The organism is Fibrella rubiginis, from assembly GCF_017353185.1.
In the GTDB taxonomy this organism is placed as follows: domain Bacteria; phylum Bacteroidota; class Bacteroidia; order Cytophagales; family Spirosomataceae; genus Fibrella; species Fibrella rubiginis.
On record NZ_JAFMYV010000015.1, the window covers coordinates 70,162 to 94,306 of the forward strand.

Genomic DNA, 24,145 nt, shown 5'->3' on the forward strand with positions numbered 1-24,145 from the left:
GATTGTCAAGTTAATGACGCCAGGATAATGTACAGTTTATGTTGCTGTAAAACGCCGTTAACCAACAAATTATCTGTCATTTACCACTACTTAGTTTGCCCGGTTTGGCATCGTCCAACTGTTTGATGAGTTCCTTTACGGCCACGCCCAATTGCGTATTCTGGTCGGTGTAGCTTTCACCGATAGGGCGCGATACGGGTATGTCTACGGGGCGCGGGGCCAGTTCCATGTCCTTACCGGTGTTGTCGGTGATTTTGGAGAACGGCAGCCGGATCGACGAGCCGTCGATGAGTTGTGCCGCCGAGGTGAAGATGATCCAGCCCGCCGTGGGTTCGCCCACTACCTTGCCCAGCTTCAGGGTCCGGTAGCCTTCCGTGAAATCTTCGGCGTCGGACAGTGAGTGCTGATTCGTTACCAGAATCGTGGGTGTTTCCAGCGCGCGCTGACCCAGCTGCGACCGGGCCGGGGCCGAGGGCAACCCCCGCGAGGTCATGGTGAGGTAACCTTTCCGGGCAAACACGTCGATGGCGTAGGGGTTCACAAAACCGCCGTTGTTGTTGCGCACGTCGACCACGACGCCATCGCGGGCATGGTTGTCGGCATCCAGATCAATGTAAAGCTGATTCAGCGACTCCGCCGACATGTCGAACATGTGCACGTAGCCGAGTCGGCCGCCGCTGGCTTTTTCGACGTACGCCCGCTGCTGTTCTACCCACTGTTTGTAGAGCAAGCCTTTTTCGGTAACCAGATTTACGGGCATCACGCTTACCTCGCGCGGGGGTGCCGAAGGGCCCGCTGCCACCATCAGGGTCGTTTGGCGGTTGATTTTGTTGTTCAGCAACTGCTCCAGATTGATCGTACCGTCGATGGTGGTGCCGTCTACGCCCAGCAGATAATCGCCGGGTTTGATCGTGCCGGGCAGCGCCGCCGGACCCAGTGTAACTACTTCGGTAATGAGCAATTTGCCGGTGTTTTCATACGTGATCCGGTCGAAACGCAGGCCCAGCCGCCCGGTTGTTACGTCGGCGGTACCGGCCGGTGCCGCCACACCGGAGTGCGACGCGTTTAGTTCGCCCACCATCAGGTTCAGCAGTCGACGAAGCTCGTCGGGCGTGCGGGCACCGGCCGCCAGTGGCTCATACTGCGTGCGTATGGCGTTCCAGTCGGCACCGTGGAAGGCGGGGTCGTAGAAGCCTTTGTTCTGCACATCCCACGCCTGAGCGAACATCTGGAGTTTTTCAGCGGCGAAATCAACGTCAAGTTCAGCCGTGACGGCCAGGAGTTTTGGCTCCCGTTTTTCGAGAGAAACAGACTGAATCTTGCCCTGCTCCAGGTAGAAAACATCCTTGCCGTCGGCCGTAAACTGGGCGTTGCTTTTTTGTCCGGGCGTGGTAGTCAGTTGCCGGGCCACAGGGCGTTCGGCGCTGGTTTCGTCGAGCGAATACGTGTACAAATTCTGCCGACCCGCCACGGTAGCCACCAGTAACAGCGTTTTTCCGTCTTTGCTGATCGACTGCTGATCAACATCAACACCCACCGGCAACATACTCAACCGCTGCCGGATACCGTCGAAGGCAATGGTTGTGGCTGATTTTGATTTAGGCGAAGAAACCGCTGCTGTGTCGCGTGGGGCCTGTTTTTCGGGTGTTGCAGGGGTTGTGGTGGGCTTTAAATTCTTGGGCACCTCTTCGTTGAACAAGTCCCGAAACTGGTCTTCCCGGAATTTCGGCGCCTTGAGCACCAGGTCTACGCGGGCAATCTGCGCTGTTTCGGTTCGCTGGTTGGTGCCAAACAGGATGTACTTGCCGTCCGGGCTCCAGTTTACGTTGCCGCCAAAGGTATTGGCCAAAAAGCTTACCGGTTTGCTGTCACCCCCGGCAGCAGGCACCACCCATACGTTACGGAACGTTTTGGTTCCATAAGCCAGAAACGCCAGCCACTTGCCATCGGGCGACCACGTTACCGTGCCCGAACCCACAAACGGTGGCCGACCCAGATAGCCTTTGTAGAGCAGCCGGTCTTTTTTCGTGCTCAGTTCCATCACCCGCAGTTCCTGCCCGTTGCGCATGTACGCCACCGAAAGCCCGTCGGGCGATACCACCGGTGAGCTGTCATCGAGGGGCGAGTCGGTGAGGCGGGTTTCGGCGTGGGTCGAAAAGTCGTACTGAAACAGGTTGGCCATGCCGTGGCGGGTACTGGAATAAATCAGGCTGCGACTGTTGGGGGTCCACGCCACCTGCGACTCCACCGCCGGGCTGTTGCTCACCCGAATGGCATCGCCGCCATCTTTGGCCGAGGCCGCAAATACCTCTCCATGAGCCGTAAACGCCACTTTTTTGCCATCGGGTGATACCACCAGATCTCGAAACTGGGTTGTCAGTTTCTGGTGGTCAACGGCCAGGCCCGCCGCCGCGCCTCGCAACCGGATGGCTACCGGCGCGGCCTGTTTGCCTGCCATGTCATACATCCAGATTCCAAAATCCCGCTCGAACACAATGGCTTTCCCGTTCGCACTCATCGACGGCCACAGCACCCGGCCGTTGGTGAAGTTGGTCAGCATAACGGGTTGACCCTTAAGCGGTTTCGACCAGAGGTTCTGGTTGCCGTTCCGGTCCGACATGTAGTAGAGCGTCTTGCCATCGGCACTCCAAAGCGGCCAGAGTTCTTTGGCGCCACCTTCGGTAAGTCGCTCATAAGCAGGCTTGTCGCTCTTTTTAGTGCCAATGGCGCAGGTCCAGATTTCGGTTTGGTCGAGGTGGCTGCTGCCTTTGCGCCACCATTGCGCGGCCGCAATACCCCGTGCCGAAAATGCCAGCGTGCTGCCGTCGGGGGAGGGCGTACCGAAGAACTCGCTGGCATACCGGTCGGCGGTGACGGGCATGGGTGTGCCGCCACCCATGGCTACGCGATAAATATCATTCATGCCGGAGATGTCGCGGCTGGTCAGTTGAAAATACACCATCTTCCCATCGTGCGACCAGCCCGTCAGGCTCTCTGATCCATCATCGAACGTCAGGCGACGCAGGTCGCCCGTGGCGAGGGTGAGCAGGTAGATGTCGCCGTTGCCGGAACGGGTTGAGCCAAACGCCAGGTATTTGCCGTCGGGCGAGTACAGCGGACGCGATTCGTTGTCGGCATGGGCCACCAGCAACCGGGCTTCACCCCCGGCGGCGGACACGGTCCAGATATCGCCCCCGGCCACAAACGCTATCTCACCCCCGTCGGGCGACAGGGCCGGTTCGGCAAACGCGTACCGGGGCGTGGGGGTTGTTGCCTGAGCTGATGCTGGTTTGTAGTTGCTTACAGAACAGGCAATCAGCGCAAGGAAAAATCGTGTGTATAGTGTTTTCATACGTATAGAATCGATGCCGGTTGACGTCGGTTTATTGCTTGACGTTGTTGGCAGACAAAGGATCGGTTTGTATCAGGTTACTTTTGCCCACAAAAAAACCACCGCCGCTTTCTGACTGGGCAGAAAAGCAGGCGGTGGCGTTACGGGTCGGGGTACAGAATCGGGACTCACTTGGGCATTAACACACTGTCTACGGCATGAACCATACCGTTGGTAGCCTGGATATCGGCGGTAGTAACCATCGCCGAACCGCCTTTGGCGTCGGTCAGCATGACGGAGTTACCCTGTTTGCGTACCGTCAGCGTACCACCGCCCACGGTTTTCAGCGTTTGACCATCCTTTAAATCGGCCGCCGAAAAACTGCCCGACACCACATGGTTTGCCAGAATAGCGGCGAGTTTGTCTTTGCTGGCTGGTGCCGTCAGTGTTTCCAGCGTACCGGTGGGTAGTTTGGCAAACGCGTCGTTCGACGGGGCAAATACCGTGTAAGGGCCCTGTTCCTTGGCCTTGTCGGCTAATCCAGAGGCTGTTAGCGCCGATTGCAGCGTTGAAAAATCAGTGGCACCGGCCAGGCTACCCGCCAGGTCTTTGTTCGTCGCCTTGGCGCTCAACGACTTACTAGCAGCACCTGCTGATTGCCTGATGGTGTCTGTTTGGGCATGGGCGCCACCTGCCACCGCCAGAAAAGCCAGCAGGAGAATAGGCTTTAGTTTCTTTTTCATCGGAGAAGTAGTTTAATCCTATCAACAATATCGTCTTATCCTAAAAACAGCCTTCCCGCTTTTAAAGTATACCGCTAAATAAGTGGAGGCTGGACGCTGGATGCCGGATATTGGATGCTGGACATTGGTGATCTGGTCCAGTGTCCAACATCCAGTGTCCAGTATCCAGCGTCCAATTCTTTTAGCAATTCAGGGTGGAAATGCATATGATTGTGGCTCAGGATTTTCCACCGTAACATCACTCGTGCCTACCTATAACGTTCATCAGATTGCGCTCTCGCTGGTACCCGGCGTGGGCGGCGTACTCATCCGGCAACTCATTAGTTACGGCGGCTCAGCCGAAGCCATATTGGCCATGCCTCCGGCCCGGCTGATGAAAATTCCCGGCATCGGCGAAGTCACGGCCCGCGCCATCCGTCAGCCAAACCTGCTCCCCGACGCAGAGAAGGCCGTTCGGCTGCTCGAAAAAACGGGTACGTCGGTCCTGTTCTATACCGACGCAAACTACCCTACCCGCCTCAAAACGCTTTACGACGCCCCGGCCCTGCTCTATAAATTGGGTAACGCCGACCTGAACGCCACGCGCACCCTGGCCCTGGTGGGTACCCGGCAGGCCACCGACTATGGCCGACGGATTACGGAAGAGATTGTGCAGACGATGCAGCCCTACGGCGTCTCCATCATCAGCGGCCTGGCCTATGGCATCGACATTGCTGCTCACCGCGCGAGCCTCGCAGCGGGCTTGCCTACGGTAGGAGTCATGGCCAGTGGCATCGACATCATCTACCCGTCTGCTCACGCCCGCACCGCCCACGACATGCAGGAACTGGGCGCGCTGCTCACCGAACACCTGCCCGGTGTGAAACCCGACCCGCGCTTTTTCCCCGCCCGCAACCGCATCATCGCGGGCCTCAGTGACGCCGTGGTGATTGTTGAAGCCGCCGCCAAAGGGGGCGCACTAATCACCGCCGAATACGCCAACAATTATAATCGGGAGGTGTTTGCCGTACCGGGGCAGGTGACGCAGCAGTTTTCGGCGGGCTGCAACAAGCTCCTCCGCGAAAACAAAGCCCAGATCTATACCAGCCCAGCCGACCTGATCGAAACCCTAAACTGGGATGTGGACCCCGCCAAGCAGGTTGCTGCTAAATCGTCGGCCTCTGCGCCCCTACCGCTTGATTTCACAACCCAGGAAACACAGGTGGTGTCGTTGCTTCGCCAAAACCCCGCTATCCACGTCGACGAGCTAAGCTGGCAATCGCAGATTCCGATGGGGCAACTGGCCTCGCTACTTCTCAGCCTCGAATTCCGCGGTTATGTCCGCACCCTGCCGGGCAAGCGGTATGAGGTGGTGTATGTGTAGGGGTTTACAACTCTTCCTCTACCTCGATCCCCTCGTAAATGGCTATCATCGAAAGCGTTACGTTAATGTTGTTCAACGGGATCTGCGTGTTTATCCCTTCGTAAAGCCGGTACGCCCAGAAGTCGGCTGAGCGTTCGTAGACTTCCACTTTGTATGCATCCTGATGAACCAGCAGGTAGTATTGAAGGGAAGGAATTTTAAAGTAGTGCAACCGCTTTTTATGATCATCGTCGGCCCCCGTCGAATCTGATAATACTTCGATTAGGAGGCAGGGGCTTGTCACGTAAATGCCCTGATCATCTTTCAAATCGTCCGGTTCGCAGGTGTAAACCACGTCGGGGTAAACATACTTCTCGCTGGCAGGTAGCCTCATTCGTACGTTCTCGGAAAAGACTTGACAGCCATTTTTGCGGGTGAATGCACGAAGACTAAACGTGGTATTTTGCACTAATACATTATGGCGTTTGGTGGCCCCGGCCATGGCGACAACGTCACCATTCCAAAATTCATAGCGAATACCTTCTGCGCGTTCCAGTGCGAGATATTCATCAAACGTGTATTTCTTTTTCGGAATGGCTATCATCTTATTTTTTCGTTTGCGTCAGCAGCATGCAGAGGACTTTCCAGACTACCTTACCGCTGCGTATAATCCGACAAAGGCATAGAATCGGCGTCTTCGTTGAGGGCGTCGAGCATGCGTTCTACTTCCTGCATGCGCACTTTGTCGCCGTTGCGGTCAAATGAGAGCATCAGGTTGCGCAGGGTACGGCGGATGATGTCGACGTTGGAACAGGGCTGGTAGAAGATAGGAGCCGGTTTCAGGTTCAGCTGGGCAATGTAATGGTCGATGTCTTTGGTTGAAAACACCAGGCCCCTGTTAAACACATTGATATAAAACTGTACACCCGTGGGGGCCTTGTAGGTCAGCACAAACAGGTTGGGCAGGTTGACCCCATAGATGGGCAGACCCAGTTTCTGAGCAATCATCATGTAGATCAGGCAGAGCGAAATGGTGTTGCCTTTCCGCGTTTCCAGCACCTGATTGATCATCGAGTTGGCCGGCGAATGGAAGTTTTTGGTGTTGGGCGAAAACTTCATTTCGTTATAAAACACGTTGTTCAGCCCCTTCACCTGATCGGCCGGATGCACATCGGTGCGTACCACGAGCCAGGCATCATAATAAAGCTGCTCCAGGCTTTGCCGAAGTTTATCGAGCGACAAATCAGGGTATTGGTAAGTGGCCACGATCCAAAGACCTTCCAGCAGATCCATACCGCCGGTTTCTTTCCAGGTCAGCAGCCGTTCCAGTACGGTGGTGTATTGCAGGTCGTGAATCAGTTCTTCAATACGCTTTTGCAAAAAGGGATTAAAATTAGTTTCCCACTCGGTTTCCAGAAACGGAATAGCCGAGTTGCCAAGCTGGCGAATACGGCCTTCCACATGTTGGGTCACTTCCTGATCGTCATCGTCGAGCAGTGAGACGAGGGCTTTTATTTCGTTGTCGTTCATTCGTATTGCGCACAAGGTGAGAAGGCCTTACACGAAATTAAGGTTTTCCAATCGTTGCGTTTTGGTTAGTTTTGCCCCACTTTTCGAGGCCTGCCCGTTGCAAGTAACAACAGAAAATTACAAAAACGATTTGGATTCCCAAGCCACTACCATCCCTAAAATTATCGTAACCGGCGGAGCCGGATTCATCGGGTCACACACTGCGGTGGCCCTTGTCGAAGCCGGTTTTGAGCCGATTATCGTCGATAATTTTTCCAACTCCGAGCAATCGGTACTCAACGGACTGAAAACCATTGTGGGTCGCGAACTGACTACCTACCAAATTGATTGCAACGACCGTGCGGCTATGACGCAGGTGTTCGAGCAGCAGCAGGTAGCGGGCGTTATCCACTTTGCGGCCTCCAAAGCCGTGGGTGAATCGGTTGAAAAGCCGCTGATGTATTACCGCAATAACCTCGATACATTGATGTTACTGCTGGAGTTGATGCCGCAGTACAACGTACCCAGCCTGGTGTTTTCGTCGTCATGCACGGTGTACGGTCAACCCGAAAAACTGCCCGTGACGGAACAAACGCCCCGCCTGCCTGCTATGTCGCCCTACGGCAATACAAAAGCTATTGGCGAAGATATAATCCGGGATGCGGTTACGGCGAAAATGCCCGTTAAGGCCATTGCCCTACGGTATTTCAACCCCATTGGCGCACACCCGTCGGCGCTTATTGGTGAACTGCCGCGGGGTGTGCCCGCCAATTTGGTGCCTTACCTGCTTCAGGTAGCCGCCGGGCAACGCGCTAGCCTTACCATCCACGGCAACGACTACAACACGCCCGACGGTACGGCCATCCGCGACTATATCCACGTGATGGACCTGGCCGAAGCCCACGTCAGTGCCCTGCAACTGCTGGGTCGCCGTACCGAATCGTCGGTTTATGACATTTTCAACATTGGCACGGGCCGGGGTGCGTCGGTGCTGGAACTGATCAACACCTTTGAATCCGTGACGGGCATAAACCTGCCGTATACCCTCGGTCCACGCCGGGCGGGCGACATTGAGCAGATCTATGCTGATGTTGCCAAAGCAGCTACCGGACTAGGTTTCACCACCAAACGTACCCTCGCCGAAGCCCTCACCGACGCCTGGCGCTGGCAGCAAAAAATCAGTTCAACGTCTAAAGTCTAAGGTTAAAGGTTGCTTCGTGCGTTACAGTAGGGCGCGAAGCAACCTTTAACCTTAGACTTCAGACGTTGAACAGCAAGCTATGAAAACAATCATCATAACCGGCGGGGCCGGGTTTATTGGGTCGCATGTGGTGCGGCTGTTTGTGAATAAGTACCCCGACTACCGTATCGTCAACCTTGACGCGCTCACCTACGCGGGTAACCTGGCCAACCTGAGCGACATCGAGAATGCGCCCAACTATATGTTTGTGCGCGGCGACATCACCGATGCGGCTTTTTTGACCGATTTGTTTGCTCAATACCAGCCTGACGGGGTTATTCACCTGGCTGCCGAGAGCCACGTAGACCGGTCTATCACCGACCCCATGTCGTTTGTGATGACCAACGTGGTGGGTACCGTCAACCTGCTCAATGCCGCTAAAGCCTGCTGGCAGGCCAACGCTGGCGGTTTCGAGGGAAAGCGGTTCTACCATGTCTCAACGGATGAGGTGTATGGTTCGCTGCATAACGACAACGAGTTCTTCACGGAAGAGACTGCCTACGACCCACAGTCGCCGTACTCGGCGTCGAAAGCAGCGTCAGATCACTTCGTGCGGGCTTATGGCAACACCTACAAACTGCCGGTGGTGCTGAGCAACTGCTCGAACAACTACGGCCCGAATCACTTTCCCGAAAAGCTGATTCCGCTTATGATTCACAACATCCAGACCAACAAGCCCCTGCCCGTTTACGGCAAAGGCGAGAACGTCCGCGACTGGCTGTATGTAGTGGATCACGCCCGCGCCATCGACGTCATTTTCCATAACGGCCGGCTGGGTGAGACGTATAATATTGGTGGCTTCAACGAGTGGAAAAACATCGACCTTGTGCACCTGTTGTGCCGCATTATGGACCAGAAGCTTGGTCGGCCCGAAGGCACCTCGGCTCAACTGATCACCTATGTCACCGACCGCGCCGGCCACGACCTGCGTTACGCCATCGACGCGCACAAGATTATGAACGAACTCGGCTGGCAGCCTTCGCTCCAGTTTGAAGAGGGACTCGCCAAAACCGTCGACTGGTTTCTGGCCAACCAGGAGTGGCTCAACAACGTCACCTCAGGGGCGTATCAGGGGTATTACGAAGGCATGTACGCAAACAGGTAGGTGTTTGGTTGTATACTTGTTTGTCGGTTAGTTTCGGTCCGGCGTCCCGGTTGCTCTGCTAGTCACAGTCAGCAACCGGGACGCCGGACCGAAACTAACCGACAAACAAGTATACAACCAAACAATTCATGCCCACCATTCAGCGATTTGAAGACCTACGTGTTTGGCAGAATGCTCGCCTACTCGATCAGAAAATATTCCGATTGACTCAACAGGAGGTAATGAAGCGCGATTTCCGGCTGATTGGTCAGTGGCTAGGCGCGAGTGGTTCTGTAATGGATAACATCGCGGAAGGGTTTGACCGGGAAGGAAATAAAGAATTTATCCAATTCCTAAGCATAGCCAAAGGCTCGGCTGGTGAAGTGCGCTCGCAGGGTTATCGTGCCTTGGACCGGGGGTATAGCTCAGAACAGGATTTTCAGGAAGTATACCAAGATGCGGTTCAGATCAGAAACCAGCTTACTAAACTCATGAATCATCTAAAATCCTCGGACATAAAGGGTGTAAAGTATCAGAAGTTGTCCAATTCGTCCGGTCCTAACAAACAAACAGACGAACAGACATACAATTAAACAGCCTTCTCATGAAAGGAATCATACTCGCCGGGGGATCCGGAACCCGTCTCCATCCGCTTACATTGGCTGTATCGAAGCAGCTGATGCCGGTTTACGATAAACCGATGATCTACTACCCGCTCTCGATTCTGATGCTGGCGGGCATTAAAGACATCCTCATTATCTCGACCCCCCACGACCTGCCGCATTTCGAGAAGCTCCTCGGCGATGGGTCGCGAATTGGGTGTACGTTCACCTACGCCGTGCAGCCCGAGCCCAACGGACTGGCGCAGGCGTTCGTGATCGGGGCCGATTTTATTGGCACTGACAAAGTAGCGCTGGTGCTGGGCGACAATATTTTCTACGGGTCGGGCCTGTCGAAATTGTTGCAGGCTAATAATGACCCCGACGGTGGCGTGGTCTACGCTTATCAGGTACAGGACCCCGAGCGGTACGGTGTAGTTGAGTTCGACGCCGATTTCAACGTGTTGTCGGTGGAAGAGAAACCAGAGAAACCCAAGTCGCACTATGCCGTGCCGGGGCTGTATTTCTATGATAACGACGTAGTTGAGATTGCTCGGAACATTGCCCCATCACCACGCGGCGAATACGAAATCACCGATGTAAACCGGGTTTATCTGGAGCGCGGCAAGCTGAAAGTAGGCGTACTGGACCGGGGCACAGCCTGGCTCGATACGGGTACGTTTGCGTCGCTAATGCAGGCGGGGCAGTTTGTGCAGGTTATCGAAGAACGGCAGGGGCTGAAGATTGGGTGCATTGAAGAGATTGCGTACCGGATGAAGTTCATTACCAGAGAACAACTTCATGACATTGCTCAACCGCTGGTGAAAAGCGGTTATGGGCAATATCTGCTCGGTATTGCCTGAAACGGAACCGTCTGGAAACAACTATCCCCTGCCAATCAGAACGTTAGCAGGGGATAAGCTACCTAACCTATGAGATGAGAAAACTTGTACGCGTAGAGGAAACTATTGTTGGTGTAGATGCAGCCGGATTAAGTATCCGCTGATTGTGAAGCAAAGGTAAGTAGCCCAGGCGGGCAGCGGCAGCGCATTATTACCCATTTTTCTACAATTGTAAATAATGCGGGTTTACCCGTAGTCGAACACGTAGTTCTACGTAACCGGTTAGTTAACGGGCAATAATCTGACCGAATAGTCAATCCATCGAATGGTCATTATTGGGATTGAGTGTGTTTAGGTAGCTTGCCGCCTAAATCATTCAATTGCCTACCAATGACAGACAGAAAAGACAGGTTCCACGGCGATGTGGGCAGCTTTATTACAAGCCATGATGCCCGTGCCCGCACTACCCGCTTCAAGAAGAGAAAAGAGGAACAAGGCTACAAACCCGGTAGCTTCACCCAAGCCGAGTTTTTTGGCAGCAATCGCATCAATCACTTGCTGGGCCGTAAAGACTGCGTAGGTATTCGAATTTACTACGGCAAACGCCACGAAGACGCCGACGAAAACCCCGTTGGCGAGGGCGAGGGCGAACTCAAATCGCGTATGGTGATCGTGGGCGTCCGGGCTGATGGCTCCGATATTTTCGACGATGCCACGGGCCTCAAAGACAGCGGCGACGGCGATGCGCTCGGCGATGGCTGGAGTTGCCCAAGAATGTGTCAGCCATGATACTATGTTTGACCAATTAATTTCGCTTTTAGCTAAATATCCAGTGGTAACCCTGGGTCATATTATGCTACTCCTGCCTGTTGTATTTGGTATACTCAGGCGGGAGTACCTCAATAGCGTGCTCGTTTTCGTTGTTATTTATTTTGCGATACATTTTATTGAACAGTGTCTGCTGCTTTATTATGTCATTTATGATAAAAAAACCATTGGTGTACAAAAAGGATTTTTAATATTCTATACAATCATTATTGCCCGGTTGTTTTATATATCATACAGAAATAGTGTTAAACTGCGTCGCATTGGCTTGATAACGTGCTTATTGATAGGCATAGTCTTACTGATCGATTTTCAATATAATTCCTTTGCTTTTATCGGAGCAACGTTGTTCAGGTTGCTGCTAATTGTCTTTTCTCTTACTTATTTCAATAAAATATTATCTGAAAACCGCGTTCTCAGAACGATCTATCACCCTATGTTTTGGATTAGCTCAGGCTTTTTAATTTATGGTATGGGTACATTCATGACATCGTTATTTACCGATTATTTATTGGATGCGACCAAAACGTCTGATCAAACATATGGTCTATTTTTAACAATGGCTGAGCTACTTGGCATTATTCAGTGTGTGCTCGTTGCCACAGGTATGTGGGTCAGTAAATTCGATCAGAAAAATTATATAAATCAGCGATAGTCAGCCCGTTATTTTATCAAAATGCTGCTGCTTTTAGGCGAAGGCCGGACTCTTCGGGCAGGCCGAAAACAAGGTTCATATTCTGCACCGCCTGCCCCGACGCTCCTTTGGTGAGGTTGTCGATAACGCTGCTGATGAGCAGCTGGCCATCATGGTGTTCCAGGCTCAGCAGGCATTTGTTGGTGTTCACAACCTGCTTCAGGTCCACCGGCGTATCGCTAACGTGCGTGAACGGGTGGGTGGCGTAGTAATCGCGGTAGAGTTGTTTGGCCTCCTCCAGCGCACCGGAAAAAGGGGTATACACATTGGCCATGATGCCCCGCGTAAAATCGCCCCGGTAAGGCACGAAGTTGATGGCTTCGCCGAAGGGCTGTAAACTGCTCAGGCTCTGTCGGATTTCGGCGAGGTGCTGATGGGTAAACGCCTTGTAAATAGACAAATTATTGTTGCGCCAGGTGAAGCCCGTAGTGGGCACCAGCGCCTGCCCGGCACCCGTGCTGCCCGTTACGGCGCTCACATGCACTGCATCAATCAGCCGCCCGGCATTGGCCAGGGGTAACAGGGCCAATTGAATAGCGGTGGCAAAGCAGCCGGGATTAGCTATACGTTCGGCCTGTTGGATACGCTCACGCTGGAGTTCGGGCAGGCCGTAGATGAAATCATTTTGCTCATCGCGGAAATCGGCACTGAGGTCAATGATCGCAACCCCATCAGGTACCTCGTTTTCGGCCAGAAACGCCGCCGACTGTCCGTGGCCAGCGCAGAGAAACAGCACGTCGAGTTCGCCGTTCAGAAGCGGTTGTACGCCCCCCCCCGCAAACGTCAGATCGGTGTCGCCCAGCAGGTCGGTGTGGGTAGTCCAGACGGGTTTACCGGCCTGGCTTTGGCTATGAATAAAGGCAATAGAAACAAAGGGGTGGTTGAGCAGAATACGGAGCAGTTCGCCCCCGGTGTAGCCCGCTCCACCAATAATACCTGCGTGAATGGTCATGGTCGTAGCGTTACGCGATTGACTAACTCCGTTGCTTTCTGCACCGACTGCTGCACCACGGCCGAATCGAAGGTATCGACAAACAGGCTTTGGTAATGGGGGCGGTCCAGCGTTAAATCACGGCTGTTTTGGTGGTTATGAAACAGCAGCGTATCGAAGTTGGCGATGGGAAAAAATTGGAGCCCTGTGCCGTTGACATAATAGGCGATAAGCGGACAGAAGATGCCGCACAAATGCGCTGGAAATGATTCGAGCGTAAACGCCAGCGAGGCCTGTGCCGACAGTTCGGCCAGTTCGTCAATGGTTAGTTGACCGGTGGCATCCAGCACGCGATGGCCCTGGGAAGGGTTGTCGGCAATTACTTTGTGCATCAGCTGGGTGGTGCCGGGGCGTTGACCACAACCCACCATAATGGCCTCGGTCTGGTTCAGTAGTTCGCCCAGCAACTGTTGCCAAAAGGCATCGGGCAGGAAACGGCTATCGGCTCCACTTTCGGGGAAAATGGCGATGATGGGCTGGCGAGATGCCTGAAGCTGCGGCAGTTTCTGAGCCAGCGTGCTCTTGGCCGTGCTGCCATGCGGAAAATACGGGCGAATGTCGCGCAGGGTCGCGTGTACATCCATCCGGCTCAGCAGGTTGAGTATCAGTTCGAGGTGATGAAATTCACCATCGGGTAAAAACAGTTCATCGTCCAATAACCCCCCCAGACCCCGCGTGCCAAAGCCAATACTATGCTTTACCCGGATAAACGGCAGAATCTGATGCATGGGCGAGTCGGAAAACCGAACGTCGACGGAATAATCATAGACCTCACCAGACAGTGCCGCAATAGCCCGTCGCAGGCCTCCAACGTGTTCGGCCACCTTCTGTAAGCCACTCACCTTGCGGCGATTAGTGCCAATGTGATTCCAGTGAATGATCCGACGTACAAACGGATTATGGACCAGCACAGGGTCACACCAGTCGCCCGCCAGCACATCAATTTTGGCCTGGGGGTAGCGCTTAATAATAAGCGGAAACAGAAACGTCAGAATGAGTGTGTCGCCCAGATGCCCCGACGACATCATCAGGATACGCGGCTGCTGTGCAGACGGTGCTTCGTTCACCCGACGTGTCGGTTGAGCGAGTGCATCGACAAACCAGTCGAGCAGACGAAGTGGATAAGCTACTCGCCGGGGCGCACAATACTTTCTTGACATTGACTACTCGTTACGTCAGACGCAGGATCGGGTGGATGATAAGGGGGCAACCAACTGTATTTATTGCCTGTCCTGACAAGATAAGAACAAGCAGGGAAAATTGGGTTGATAGTCAATCAGCCCAATTTATTCCTACTGACCGGCTTTTACCCGTTCGTAGATCATTACCTGATTCGACGCCACCTTCGAAAAGCCCCGCACGTCGTCGCCGGTCCAGGCGTTATTCATTTCGCCATACGAACCGAATTTCGCCGACATCAGGTCGTAGGGTGACTCGATACCCAGCACCGTGAACCGGTAGGGAGCCAGTTGCACGTGCACCTCGCCCGTTACGTGGGCCTGCGTATCGGCCAGAAACGTTTCGATGTTGCGCATGACGGGGTCCATAAACTGACCTTCGTGCAGGGTGGTGCCGTAGAAGTTGGCCAGTTGGTCTTTCCAGGCCAGCTGGTTTTTGGTCAAAACGTGCTTTTCCAACGTGTGGTGAGCCTTTATAATGATCAACGGTGCCGGTGCTTCGAAGCCCACGCGGCCCTTAATACCAATGATGGTATCGCCCACGTGGATGTCGCGCCCGATACCGTATGGACCCGCCAGCTCGGTCAGGCGTTGGATAGCGGCTACTGGATTCTTGAATGCTTCGTCACCGTAGGCAGCACTTTTAATCCCTTTCAGTTCGCCATGCGTAAAGGTCAGCGTAATTGTTTCCTCACCTGACTTGGTCACGGGTGTTGGCCAGGCCGATTCAGGCAGGTACTGGCTGGACGTGAGCGTTTCTTTGCCACCCACCGACGTACCCCACAGGCCTTTGTTGATGGAATAGGCCGCTTTATGCCATTCCTGATCCACACCTTTATTTTTCAGGTATTCGATTTCAGCCTCGCGCGAAAGGCGCATGTCGCGGATGGGGGTAATGATCTCGGCTTCGGGCATGATAATCCGAAACGCCATGTCGAACCGCACCTGATCATTGCCCGCGCCGGTGCTGCCGTGCGCAATGGCCGACGCGCCAATCTGCCGGGCATACTCAGCGGCGGCAATGGCCTGGAATATCCGCTCAGCCGAGACGCAGAGTGGGTATGTATTGTTTTTCAGGACGTTGCCAAAGACCAGAAATTTGAGGCACTCCTGGTAATAATCATCCGTTTTGGTCACCACTGCGTGCGATACAACCCCCAGCGAATAGGCCCGTGCTTCGATGGCAGCCAGGTCTTCGGCTGAGAAGCCGCCTGTATCAACCAGCACAGAATAAACATCCATGCCCCGGTCTTCGGTGAGGTATTTAACACAAAACGAGGTATCAAGACCTCCACTAAACGCCAGTACAACTTTTTGTTTATCCGCCATTTGTCAACATAGGGGGCCAAGTCAGCAAGCCCAAATCGGCTGCAAATATCGGGTTTATTGGGGTAAATTGGGTTTACAGGGTAGGCATTCGTGCGTAATGGGCCAGCGAATCATGGAACCGACAGTATGAAAAACCCCGCATCCGGCATTAAACGGAGGCGGGGTTTCCTGTACAACAGTCGGTTTGGTTACGCCGCTTCCAGTTCGCGATTGCTCTTTTTTGGGGCTGGTCGGTCTGAAAAGCGGAGCAGAACACGCTCTTTCAGTCGCTGCCAGCGTTCGTACAGCTTCGATTCTTTCAGGAAATTCCAGTGCGGCTTTTTCTCCGGCTTTTTCTGCTCGTCGGGGTCGTAGAGCATGCCCGTACACAGGCAATGTTTGCGCTCAGTGCGGGTCAGTATGTCGTAGTTAACGCAGGTTTGACACCCTTTCCAGAAAGCCTCGTCGCCAGGTAACTGGTTGAGGGTCACGGGTTGGTAGCCCAGGTCACTGTTGATCTTCATCACGGCGAGGCTGGTGGTCAGGCCAATGATTTTGGCGTCGGGGTATTTCGTGCGCGACAGTTCGAAAGCCTTAGCCTTGATGCGTGTGGCAATGCCACTCTGGCGGTAATCGGGATGAACGATCAGCCCGGAGTTGGCTACAAATTTGCCGTGGCTCCAGGTTTCGATGTAGCAAAAACCAACCCACTCACCGGCCAGGGTTTGGGCAATGATGGCTTTTCCTTCCAGCATTTTTTCGATCAGGTACAGTGGCGATCGTTTGGCAATACCCGTACCGCGGGCTTTGGCACTTTCGGCCATTTGCTTGCAGATGGTGTCGGCCAGGCCAATGTGGTCTTTATTGGCTACCTGAACAATGTATTCGTCGTTGACTACTTCGTGCGTGATCATCGTCATTTATTGAACGCCCGACAACGGTCGGTAGCGGCCTCAAACGGAGACGTTTTTTATCCGGTGAAAAAAAAGATGAGCTATGAGAGGGGTGTCGAGAGGGGCCTGCTACGAGGGCAGGACAGCGTTATAGGGTCCTCACGGACCTGAACCGGAAGGGCGTCGTGTGGCACATTGCCTGTATGTAGACGAACTGGTTCATATGCTGAAATTAACGCGGGCAATATTCGACAAATTGCCCCGTCTGTGCAATCAATTAACAGAATAAAATCGGAATCGTTCAGCAAACTGAAGGTGTTAACGGGCAGAAAGCCTGTTTGGCAGATAGAACAAATGGTAGCCACCGTTGTTGCGCTCCCAGGCTGATAGGTAGCTTTTAACCTTATCAATTCGTTAACAGACGCTTGCCTGTCCGGTAGTTGTTTTCTATATATTTGTGTTTCAACGCATCCCTTTCGGATAACCATGAATAAGTTGACCGCCGACGATTTAATCTACGGATATATCAATGGCATCTTCCCGATGGCTGACGCAGACGGTACGCTATACTGGTACTCGCCAGATCCCCGCGCCGTAATTCCAATTGCCGGCTACAAACCATCGAGATCACTGCGGCCAACGTTAAATAAACAACAATTTGATATTCGTATAAACGCCGATTTTGAGCAGGTGATGCGCTGTTGTGCCACCCCCCGGTCTATTGATGACAGTACCTGGATATCCGCCGAAATTATTGATGCCTACACCGATTTGCACCAAATGGGCCTGGCCCACAGCGTGGAGACGTATATAGATAACCGGTTGGTTGGCGGGCTATACGGTGTAGCCATTGGCGGGGCATTTTTTGGTGAATCAATGTTTCACCACGTGTCTAACGCGTCGAAAGTGGCCTTTCATCACCTCATCATGATTCTCCGTGAGCAGCAATTTTCTCTGCTTGATACCCAGTTTATTAATGACAATGTGAAGCGATTCGGGGCTATTGAAATTAGCAAACGTGAATACGCCGACCAGCTTAAACGGGCACTCAAACAGAAGGCTCGCTTCACCGAAGCCGCCGTAGAGCACCTGTTCCGTAGTCACGCGGGCGACTGAAATAGGTTCAATGTTTAAAGTCTAAGGTGTAAAGTTGCTTCGCCAGTCCGCCGGTGTTGTACTATCTGTGTCGGACCGCACCGGTGGACCGGCGAAGCAACTTTACACCTTAGACTTTAAACATTGAACCTATTTTTGGACCTGAATTAACCTTCCCCATTCATGGCCCGCCCTGTTCTTGTGCTCAAATTTGGTACTGCCTCTATTACCAAGCCTACTGGTGAACTTCACGAACCAGTGCTGGTTGACATTGCCCGGCAGGTGGCGGCCCTGCGTGACCGGTATAACGTGGTGCTTGTCTCATCGGGAGCGGTGGGGGCGGGGCGGGGCACCATCCGCGATTATCGGGGCGAAATCAGTCAGCGAAAAGCGGCGGCGGCGGTGGGTAATCTGCTGTTACTCAATGTGTATAGCCGTTTTTTTGGCGTGTATGGCGTCACCATCGCGCAGAGCCTGTGCGAACGCCATCACTTTGCCAACCGCGACCAGTTTCTGCAACTGAAAGACACCTACGAAGAGCTTTGGGCCAACGGCATCATCCCTATTGTGAATGAAAACGACGTGGTGAGTAACCGCGAACTGAAGTTTTCGGACAATGACGAGCTGGCCACGCTGCTGGCGGTGGGTTTTGGGGCCGAGGTGCTCATGCTCTGCACGTCTGTTGGTGGCCTGCTCGACCCCGACGGCAACCTGATCCGCTACGTACCCCGCCTGACCGAGGCCGTTTTTGCCGTAGTCCGCACCGACAAATCGTCGATGGGGTTAGGGGGGATGGCGTCTAAACTGACCTTCGCCAAACTGGCTACCCGTATGGGTATCCGGGTAGTCATTTTCGGCCTTGCCGAACCAGATAGTATTCGCAAAGCCCTTGATGGTGAGGTGGGTACGCAGATTGAACCGCAGCCCATCACGATGTCGGCGCGAAGCCGGTGGCTGGGCAGTGGTAGTCTGGTGGTGGGGCGTGTGCGGGTGGATGCGGGCGCAGCAGCGGCCCTGTTGCGACGGAGTAGCCTGCTGGCCGTAGGGGTGGCCGAAATCTTAGGCGAATTTTCGGCGGGCGAGGTCTTCGAGATTGTCGACGAAACCGACATAGCGGTGGCGGTGGCGCGGGCTAAACTGTCGTCGTTTGATCTGAGCGCACTGAGCAGTCGACAAAACGTGGAGGTCGCCAACGCCAACGATATTGTACTTTTGTGAGTATGACGCCCATTACGCCCCTCCTGCAAGCTACCAAACAAGCTGCCGCCGCCGTTCGCCGACTGAATAACGACCAGAAAACGGCCCTGCTGAATCGCCTCGCTGATTTACTTTCGGCAGGAAGCGACGCGGTGCTGGCGGCGAACCAAATGGACCTGGATCAGATACCTGCCGATTCGGGCCATGTCGACCCGAAAAAGGACCGGTTGCGCCTGACGCCTGCCCGCGTGGCTGACCTGGCCAACAGCCTGCGGCAAGTGGCGGTGCTGCCCGACCCGGCGGGGGTGTTGCTGTTACAACGTGAGATCGAGCCGGGCCTGACGCTGAAAAAACTGGCTGTGCCACTGGGCGTGGTAGGGGTAATCTACGAATCGAGACCCAACGTTACGGTCGATGTGGCCGCGCTCTGTTTGCGGTCGGGAAATGCGTGTGTGCTTAAAGGCGGTAAAGAAGCTGACCACTCGAACAGGGCATTAGTAGGCCTGATTCAGCAGGTGCTGGCCGAATTTGACGTGCCCAAGCAGGCGGTGATGTTGCTGCCACCCGACCGCGCTGTAGTGAATGAACTCCTGACGGCCACCCGCTACGTTGATATACTGATTCCGCGCGGGTCGGAGTCCTTAATTCAGTACGTGCGCACTCATTCGCTGATTCCAACCATCGAAACCGGCGCGGGTGTTTGCCATACGTACGTGGAAAGCTCGGCAGACCTGGACATGGCCGCTCGGATTGTGGTCAACGCCAAAGTGTCGCGCCCAGCGGTTTGTAATTCACTCGATTGTGTACTGGTGGATGCGGCTGTAGCGGACGATTTCCTGCCCAAATTAATCCCCGACTTCACTCAGTGGAACGTTGAGGTGTATGCCGACGAAACGGCGTTCGGTGTTTTGCAGCGAGCCGGATACGCCCGTCTGTTTCCCGCTGAACCCGCCGATTTTGGGCGCGAATTTCTGGATTACAAATGTGCCGTTAAGGTCGTAAATGGCCTTGACGAAGCCCTGTCGCATATTCAGGCCTATTCGTCGAAACATTCCGAAGCCATCGTTTCGGCCAACCCTGCGTTGATCGGGCAGTTTTTGAACGAGGTTGATGCCGCTGCCGTCTATGCCAATGCCTCGACTCGCTTCACCGACGGCGGCTGTTTTGGGTTGGGTGCTGAAATCGGTATTTCCACCCAAAAACTCCACGCCCGCGGCCCGTTTGCGCTCGAAAAACTGGTCACGGAAAAATGGGTAGTGGAAGGGAATGGGCAAGTGAGGTGATTTACGAATTACGAGGTACGAATTACGATTGTTGCTGACGCCAAAGTAGGATCGCTCTGGCGAAAGCAACAATCGTAATTCGTACCTCGTAATTCGTAAATCACTCCACTAACAACCGCCCTTCCACCGCGCCTTTGGGGGTGATGATGCGGTAGACGTAGAGGCCTTTGGTTAGCGATTGCAGGCTTACGTCGGCCTGTTGCTGGAAGGGGCGGCGGAGGCGTTCGCGGCCAAGTACATCATACAAAATCACGTCGTGGGGGCCGGTCAGGCTGGTTTCTACCCGCACGGTTTCGCTCGCCGGATTGGGCAACAGCGTTACAACCGGGCCTTTGCTGGGGTCAACGGCCAGCAGGGGAATGACCGTGATGGTTTGCTTTCCCGACACCGTGCCAATGCCACATCCGTTGGCTACTGTCGCTATGGCGTAGGTGGTAGTTTGGTCCGGTTTCACGGTCAACTCGTCGGTAGTGGCGCTGGCCGTGCCCGACGTGCCGTTGGTAAGTGTGTATTGAAACGGAGCTGTGCCCGTGAAGGTGAGCCGAAGGCGGGCTGTGCTGGTTTGCAGAATGCTCGAATCGCCCACCGCCGCCAGGGTAGCCGTGGGTTTTACGTTGATGGCGAAGGCTGATCCGGGCGTGGTCTCTACCCGTTCGGCGGTGTTGCCCACCAGCCGCAGCCGGTAGCCACTGCCCGCGCTCTGGGTTTCGGCAATGGAAAACGAGAGGGGACTCTGGCTACCCGTTCCTACCGTCAGCGGGGCCGAAAAGTTGCCCGTGGCATCGGAGAGCTGCACCACATAGCCCGTTGACCCGTTGAACGAACCACCCTGCACAGCAGACAGCGACCCCGTTTGCCCGGCACAAACAGCCGATGTGGTAAAACCCGAAATAGCCAGGGTAGGAATGACCACTACCCGCACACTACCTGTGGCGGTGCCGTTGCCACACACGTTGCTGAGGCTGGTAAGCGAATAGGAAGTCCCCTTAGTAAGTGCCACCGACCGCACAACGGGGCTGGTTGTCGCGGTGCGCAGGCTGTCGCCATTGAGGCTATACGCCCACGGACCGGAACCACCAAACGCAATAGTCAGGCTGGCGGGCTGACCAAAAACAACCTCGGCAGGGCCATTAAGCTGAGCGACGGGTAAGGTCAGCACCGAAAACGCGGCGGAGGTGTCGGCGGTGGCGATGTTGTTGTTGCGCAACACCCGAATCAGATAGCCCTTCCCCGCCGACTGACTAGCCGGAATGGTTACTGATGCCGCCGTTGCCGTGACGGTGGTGAGGGTCTGCGGAGCCGCGAATGACCCGACGGCATCGGAGAGTTGAACGCTGTAATTATTAGCGCCACTGGTGCCTTTCGAGATCTGAAAACTAATGCCTACTGTTGCCCCGGCGCATACCTCAGTCCGGTTGGTAGCCAGCGCTGACACCTGACCCACAGGCACGGCGAGGTCGGCCTCCCACACGCCCCGGCCCTGCGTGGCGGCTTTCACTTTGCCCCCGGTATAGTCGAGGCGCAGGTCATAAACGGGGGCGTTGGGCAAAGCCGTGCCGTGCCGAATCCACTGCGACATACCGTTGTCTTTGTAGTAAACTCCTTGATCCAGTGCTACATACAGCCCGTCGTCGGTGCCTTCCTGATAGGCCATTGCGTTGCTGGCAAGGCGGGGGAGGTTGGCATTTACTTTGGTCCAGGTATGCCCACCATCGGCCGACTTCATGATGTAGTAATAAAAATCAGTCACGTCGTAGCGGCAGGCCCACAGCGTTTTGGCGTCGGCGGGGTGGATGACCAGGGCCGTTACATAACCGTCGAAGCCGTCGCCGAGCAGTTTCTCCCAGTTAGCACCGCCATCTGTTGAGGCATACACCCGGTAGTTATTGACCGAATTTTTGAACTGATAGGTCCGCACGTACATCGTTTTTACGTCGGACGGTGCCACCCAAACATCCTGAATAATTTCCTTATCGTCGAAAGTGTAAACCTTTTCCCAAGTAGACGAGTAGCTGCTTTCATCTTTCCGCCAAAGGCTATTCGAGCCTAGAAACAGCGTTTTTGTGGCCTGATGGTAGTCAAGCGGGCTGAAGAAACTGGTGTTGTCCGCTGTGACGCCGCTGGGGGTAATGTAGTTCTGCAAGCCATTGGCGGTACGGAGCAGGTAACCATTTTGCGACGTTACGTAGAACACGTTTGGGTTGGTATCGTCGATAAGGCAGCTGATGCCATCACCGCCGCCCACCTGCTGCCATTCAGTGCCGTTAAACAGTTTGGTGCCGTTATCCTGCAAGCCAATCACCATCCGGTCTGACATGCTCGCCGATTGCGCTACGAAATAAATCTGCGATACAGCGATGTTGTTGTAGAATCGAAAGGCCGCCCCTTTCTTGCCCGTGGCTCCACTCAGCCCCCCGTCGGAGGTGACAAACAGGCGGTTGGTGCCAGGCTGAAACTCAATACTGCTCACGTCGGAGTGCACGTCGCCCGTCCGGTTGGTGGCCCAGCCATGGCGGTATTCCCAGCTTTTGCCCCCGTCGTGGCTTGACATAAGCGGGACCATACCGACGTGAATTTCGTTGGTGTCGGCGGGCGACACATTCATCGTGAGGCAATAGTATAACTGAGTGTCGTCGCGGGTTTGCTGGCTGGTGGCGAAGTTTTTACCCCTGGCTACCATCACGCGCAGGTCGTTGGTGGCGGTGTTGAGGCGGTACAGCCCCCCGTGGCGCTCGGTACCCATGGTGGTGAGCAGGTACAGAAAATCGGGTGCCGCCGCCGACACGGCCAGTTCTACGCGACCCACCGTGCCCACCTCAACGGCATCGGGCAGAACGAGTTGCGTAAATGTCCTGCCGCCATCGGTCGAGCGCAAAACCTGATCTTTCCCCGAACCGCCTACGTAGACTACCGAAGGGTCGTTGGGTTTGAACTCCACGTCCCAGTAGTCGGCCAGCCTGTCAACGGTGGAGCTAACGGATTTTTGCCACACCTGCCCGCCATCGGTCGAGTACATGATGGCGCGTGAGCAGAGGGCAATCAGGTGCTGGTCATCGACGGGATCAATGATGATGTTGGTGGCACGGGGTACGCCCGCTTTGCTGCCCGTGGCGTTGGTTTCGTATTGTAGTTTGAACGACGTAAATGCCCAGTTCGCCCCACCATTGGTCGATTTAAACACGCCGTAGCCACTGGCCCCAACATCGTTGGTCGAAGTGCCGAAGTAGTTGCCCGTCGCGTAGATCGTCTGTGGGTTTTTGGACGAAACGGCTATGTCGGTCAACACCATGTTTTTGCCCTCGTCGAAGAGGGGCGTCCAGGTCTGCCCCGCGTCAGTGGTGCGCCAGATTCCCCCGGCATTGCTGCCGCCCCGGCCTGTGGCAATGGTGTAGATCGTGTTGGCGTCGGTGGGGTGGAAGGCCACGGCCCCCAGCCGCCCCACGTTATAGCCGTAGAGGTAGTTGCTGTTGTTGCCGGTGGCCGTGGTTTGGGTCAAAAATGGCCCTAGCTCTTTCCAGCGGGGGTTGGCACGCCGGGCATTAGCCGGTTGTACGGCCTGTGCTACCGGCTGACTTTTAGCAAAACGAGCCAGTTCCTGCGGTTCGCGGGCGGGGTCGAAACGACCGTCGGGACCCAGATGTCGGAGCATCCACTGCTCCCAGCGATAGAACTTGGCCTCGTCTTCATTCTCCTCAAATTCTGGTTCGGGCAGTCCTTTGCGTAATGCTCTACGAATAGCTTTTTCCTGGGCTTTTTCTTCTGCCGCATGCTCTTTCTCGAACGCTTTTTTAACGTCGACGTACCGCACGTTGGGGTCGGTCATCAAGAGTTGATAGGGCCTTTTCTGGGCCTGTGCATTCGCCGCACAGGCCATGCTGATCAGCAGCCAAAACAGTATACGATTCTTCATAGGGTTGATGGGAGAGGTCAGGGTGTGGGCAGGCAATGTAACCCATTTTAGTTGGCAACTAAATCAAATTGATTAACCGTA

Annotated in this window: 19 protein-coding genes; 10 read left to right on the forward strand and 9 right to left on the reverse strand. The window is 54.7% G+C overall.

Going from position 1 to position 24,145, the window contains the following annotated elements; genetic code table 11:
- Positions 1 to 76: 76 nt before the first annotated feature.
- Both J2I47_RS23465 and J2I47_RS23470 read right to left on the reverse strand, forming a co-directional pair.
- Positions 77 to 3,352 carry a S41 family peptidase gene (locus J2I47_RS23465; protein ID WP_207367056.1) on the reverse strand — a complete coding sequence of 1,092 codons (3,276 nt, stop codon included), beginning with the start codon at positions 3,350 to 3,352 and terminating at the stop codon, positions 77 to 79.
- Positions 3,353 to 3,519: 167 nt separating this feature from the next.
- The gene (locus J2I47_RS23470; RefSeq protein WP_207367057.1) at positions 3,520 to 4,074 is read right to left on the reverse strand and encodes a fasciclin domain-containing protein; all 555 of its coding nucleotides are present in this window, start codon (positions 4,072 to 4,074) and stop codon (positions 3,520 to 3,522) included.
- Positions 4,075 to 4,318: 244 nt separating this feature from the next.
- Between J2I47_RS23470 and dprA the strand changes: the two genes are divergently transcribed.
- A complete protein-coding gene (gene dprA, locus J2I47_RS23475) occupies positions 4,319 to 5,437 on the forward strand; it encodes a DNA-processing protein DprA (RefSeq protein ID WP_310587725.1) in 1,119 nt (372 codons plus the stop codon).
- A 4-nt stretch (positions 5,438 to 5,441) separates the two neighbouring features.
- Here dprA and J2I47_RS23480 read toward each other — a convergent pair whose 3' ends face one another.
- On the reverse strand, positions 5,442 to 6,020 hold the full coding sequence (locus J2I47_RS23480) for a Uma2 family endonuclease (RefSeq protein WP_207367058.1): 579 nt from the start codon (positions 6,018 to 6,020) through the stop codon (positions 5,442 to 5,444).
- Positions 6,021 to 6,070: 50 nt separating this feature from the next.
- Positions 6,071 to 6,946, reverse strand: a complete 876-nt coding sequence (locus J2I47_RS23485; RefSeq protein WP_207367059.1) for a transglutaminase-like domain-containing protein — start codon at positions 6,944 to 6,946, stop codon at positions 6,071 to 6,073.
- 130 nt (positions 6,947 to 7,076) lie between these two features.
- On the opposite strand from J2I47_RS23485, the gene galE reads away from it, so the two are divergent.
- The 6 genes from galE to J2I47_RS23515 all read left to right on the forward strand — a co-directional run bounded on the left by galE (position 7,077) and on the right by J2I47_RS23515 (position 12,170).
- Positions 7,077 to 8,126: a UDP-glucose 4-epimerase GalE gene (gene galE, locus J2I47_RS23490; RefSeq protein ID WP_229374907.1), complete on the forward strand. Its 1,050-nt coding sequence runs from the start codon at positions 7,077 to 7,079 to the stop codon at positions 8,124 to 8,126.
- A gap of 79 nt (positions 8,127 to 8,205) precedes the next feature.
- Entirely contained in the window at positions 8,206 to 9,270 is a 1,065-nt protein-coding gene (gene rfbB, locus J2I47_RS23495) for a dTDP-glucose 4,6-dehydratase (protein ID WP_207367060.1), read from the forward strand.
- 128 nt (positions 9,271 to 9,398) lie between these two features.
- Positions 9,399 to 9,842, forward strand: a complete 444-nt coding sequence (locus tag J2I47_RS23500; protein WP_207367061.1) for a four helix bundle protein — start codon at positions 9,399 to 9,401, stop codon at positions 9,840 to 9,842.
- A gap of 11 nt (positions 9,843 to 9,853) precedes the next feature.
- Positions 9,854 to 10,711: a glucose-1-phosphate thymidylyltransferase RfbA gene (rfbA, locus tag J2I47_RS23505; protein ID WP_207367062.1), complete on the forward strand. Its 858-nt coding sequence runs from the start codon at positions 9,854 to 9,856 to the stop codon at positions 10,709 to 10,711.
- Between the two features lie 369 nt (positions 10,712 to 11,080).
- Positions 11,081 to 11,479, forward strand: coding sequence for a hypothetical protein (locus tag J2I47_RS23510; RefSeq protein WP_207367063.1), 399 nt, complete (start codon positions 11,081 to 11,083; stop codon positions 11,477 to 11,479).
- Positions 11,400 to 12,170, forward strand: coding sequence for a hypothetical protein (locus tag J2I47_RS23515; RefSeq protein ID WP_207367064.1), 771 nt, complete (start codon positions 11,400 to 11,402; stop codon positions 12,168 to 12,170). The genes J2I47_RS23510 and J2I47_RS23515 overlap by 80 nt, the downstream gene beginning before the upstream one ends.
- 16 nt (positions 12,171 to 12,186) lie before the next feature.
- Here J2I47_RS23515 and argC read toward each other — a convergent pair whose 3' ends face one another.
- The 4 genes from argC to J2I47_RS23535 form a co-directional block, all read right to left on the reverse strand.
- Positions 12,187 to 13,161: an N-acetyl-gamma-glutamyl-phosphate reductase gene (argC, locus tag J2I47_RS23520; protein ID WP_207367065.1), complete on the reverse strand. Its 975-nt coding sequence runs from the start codon at positions 13,159 to 13,161 to the stop codon at positions 12,187 to 12,189.
- Positions 13,158 to 14,360, reverse strand: a complete 1,203-nt coding sequence (locus J2I47_RS23525) for a glycosyltransferase family 9 protein (protein WP_207367066.1) — start codon at positions 14,358 to 14,360, stop codon at positions 13,158 to 13,160. The genes argC and J2I47_RS23525 overlap by 4 nt, the downstream gene beginning before the upstream one ends.
- A gap of 132 nt (positions 14,361 to 14,492) precedes the next feature.
- Positions 14,493 to 15,707, reverse strand: coding sequence for an argininosuccinate synthase (locus J2I47_RS23530; RefSeq protein ID WP_207367067.1), 1,215 nt, complete (start codon positions 15,705 to 15,707; stop codon positions 14,493 to 14,495).
- 188 nt (positions 15,708 to 15,895) lie between these two features.
- Complete coding sequence (locus J2I47_RS23535) at positions 15,896 to 16,600, reverse strand: GNAT family N-acetyltransferase (protein WP_207367068.1); 705 nt, start codon at positions 16,598 to 16,600, stop codon at positions 15,896 to 15,898.
- Positions 16,601 to 17,065: 465 nt separating this feature from the next.
- Here J2I47_RS23535 and aat point away from each other — a divergent pair, with 465 nt between their 5' ends.
- The 3 genes from aat to J2I47_RS23550 all read left to right on the forward strand — a co-directional run bounded on the left by aat (position 17,066) and on the right by J2I47_RS23550 (position 20,154).
- Complete coding sequence (aat, locus tag J2I47_RS23540) at positions 17,066 to 17,695, forward strand: leucyl/phenylalanyl-tRNA--protein transferase (protein WP_207367069.1); 630 nt, start codon at positions 17,066 to 17,068, stop codon at positions 17,693 to 17,695.
- 162 nt (positions 17,696 to 17,857) lie between these two features.
- On the forward strand, positions 17,858 to 18,892 hold the full coding sequence (proB, locus tag J2I47_RS23545; RefSeq protein WP_207367070.1) for a glutamate 5-kinase: 1,035 nt from the start codon (positions 17,858 to 17,860) through the stop codon (positions 18,890 to 18,892).
- A gap of 2 nt (positions 18,893 to 18,894) precedes the next feature.
- Entirely contained in the window at positions 18,895 to 20,154 is a 1,260-nt protein-coding gene (locus J2I47_RS23550) for a glutamate-5-semialdehyde dehydrogenase (RefSeq protein WP_207367071.1), read from the forward strand.
- A 100-nt stretch (positions 20,155 to 20,254) separates the two neighbouring features.
- On the opposite strand, the gene J2I47_RS23555 is transcribed toward J2I47_RS23550, so the two are convergent.
- The gene (locus J2I47_RS23555; RefSeq protein WP_207367072.1) at positions 20,255 to 24,064 is read right to left on the reverse strand and encodes a T9SS type A sorting domain-containing protein; all 3,810 of its coding nucleotides are present in this window, start codon (positions 24,062 to 24,064) and stop codon (positions 20,255 to 20,257) included.
- Positions 24,065 to 24,145 lie beyond the last annotated feature (81 nt).

Excerpts from the sequence above, each read along its gene's own strand:
- J2I47_RS23480 (WP_207367058.1), bottom strand. The coding sequence starts at position 6,020 with ATGATAGCCATTCCGAAAAAGAAATACACGTTTGATGAATATCTCGCA.
- proB (WP_207367070.1), top strand. The coding sequence starts at position 17,858 with ATGGCCCGCCCTGTTCTTGTGCTCAAATTTGGTACTGCCTCTATTACC.
- J2I47_RS23500 (WP_207367061.1), top strand. The coding sequence starts at position 9,399 with ATGCCCACCATTCAGCGATTTGAAGACCTACGTGTTTGGCAGAATGCT.
- J2I47_RS23535 (WP_207367068.1), bottom strand. The coding sequence starts at position 16,600 with ATGATCACGCACGAAGTAGTCAACGACGAATACATTGTTCAGGTAGCC.
- J2I47_RS23555 (WP_207367072.1), bottom strand. The coding sequence starts at position 24,064 with ATGAAGAATCGTATACTGTTTTGGCTGCTGATCAGCATGGCCTGTGCG.
- J2I47_RS23485 (WP_207367059.1), bottom strand. The coding sequence starts at position 6,946 with ATGAACGACAACGAAATAAAAGCCCTCGTCTCACTGCTCGACGATGAC.
- J2I47_RS23550 (WP_207367071.1), top strand. The coding sequence starts at position 18,895 with ATGACGCCCATTACGCCCCTCCTGCAAGCTACCAAACAAGCTGCCGCC.
- aat (WP_207367069.1), top strand. The coding sequence starts at position 17,066 with ATGAATAAGTTGACCGCCGACGATTTAATCTACGGATATATCAATGGC.
- J2I47_RS23465 (WP_207367056.1), bottom strand. The coding sequence starts at position 3,352 with ATGAAAACACTATACACACGATTTTTCCTTGCGCTGATTGCCTGTTCT.
- rfbB (WP_207367060.1), top strand. The coding sequence starts at position 8,206 with ATGAAAACAATCATCATAACCGGCGGGGCCGGGTTTATTGGGTCGCAT.
- J2I47_RS23530 (WP_207367067.1), bottom strand. The coding sequence starts at position 15,707 with ATGGCGGATAAACAAAAAGTTGTACTGGCGTTTAGTGGAGGTCTTGAT.
- J2I47_RS23470 (WP_207367057.1), bottom strand. The coding sequence starts at position 4,074 with ATGAAAAAGAAACTAAAGCCTATTCTCCTGCTGGCTTTTCTGGCGGTG.
- rfbA (WP_207367062.1), top strand. The coding sequence starts at position 9,854 with ATGAAAGGAATCATACTCGCCGGGGGATCCGGAACCCGTCTCCATCCG.
- J2I47_RS23525 (WP_207367066.1), bottom strand. The coding sequence starts at position 14,360 with ATGTCAAGAAAGTATTGTGCGCCCCGGCGAGTAGCTTATCCACTTCGT.
- J2I47_RS23510 (WP_207367063.1), top strand. The coding sequence starts at position 11,081 with ATGACAGACAGAAAAGACAGGTTCCACGGCGATGTGGGCAGCTTTATT.
- J2I47_RS23515 (WP_207367064.1), top strand. The coding sequence starts at position 11,400 with ATGCCACGGGCCTCAAAGACAGCGGCGACGGCGATGCGCTCGGCGATG.
- argC (WP_207367065.1), bottom strand. The coding sequence starts at position 13,161 with ATGACCATTCACGCAGGTATTATTGGTGGAGCGGGCTACACCGGGGGC.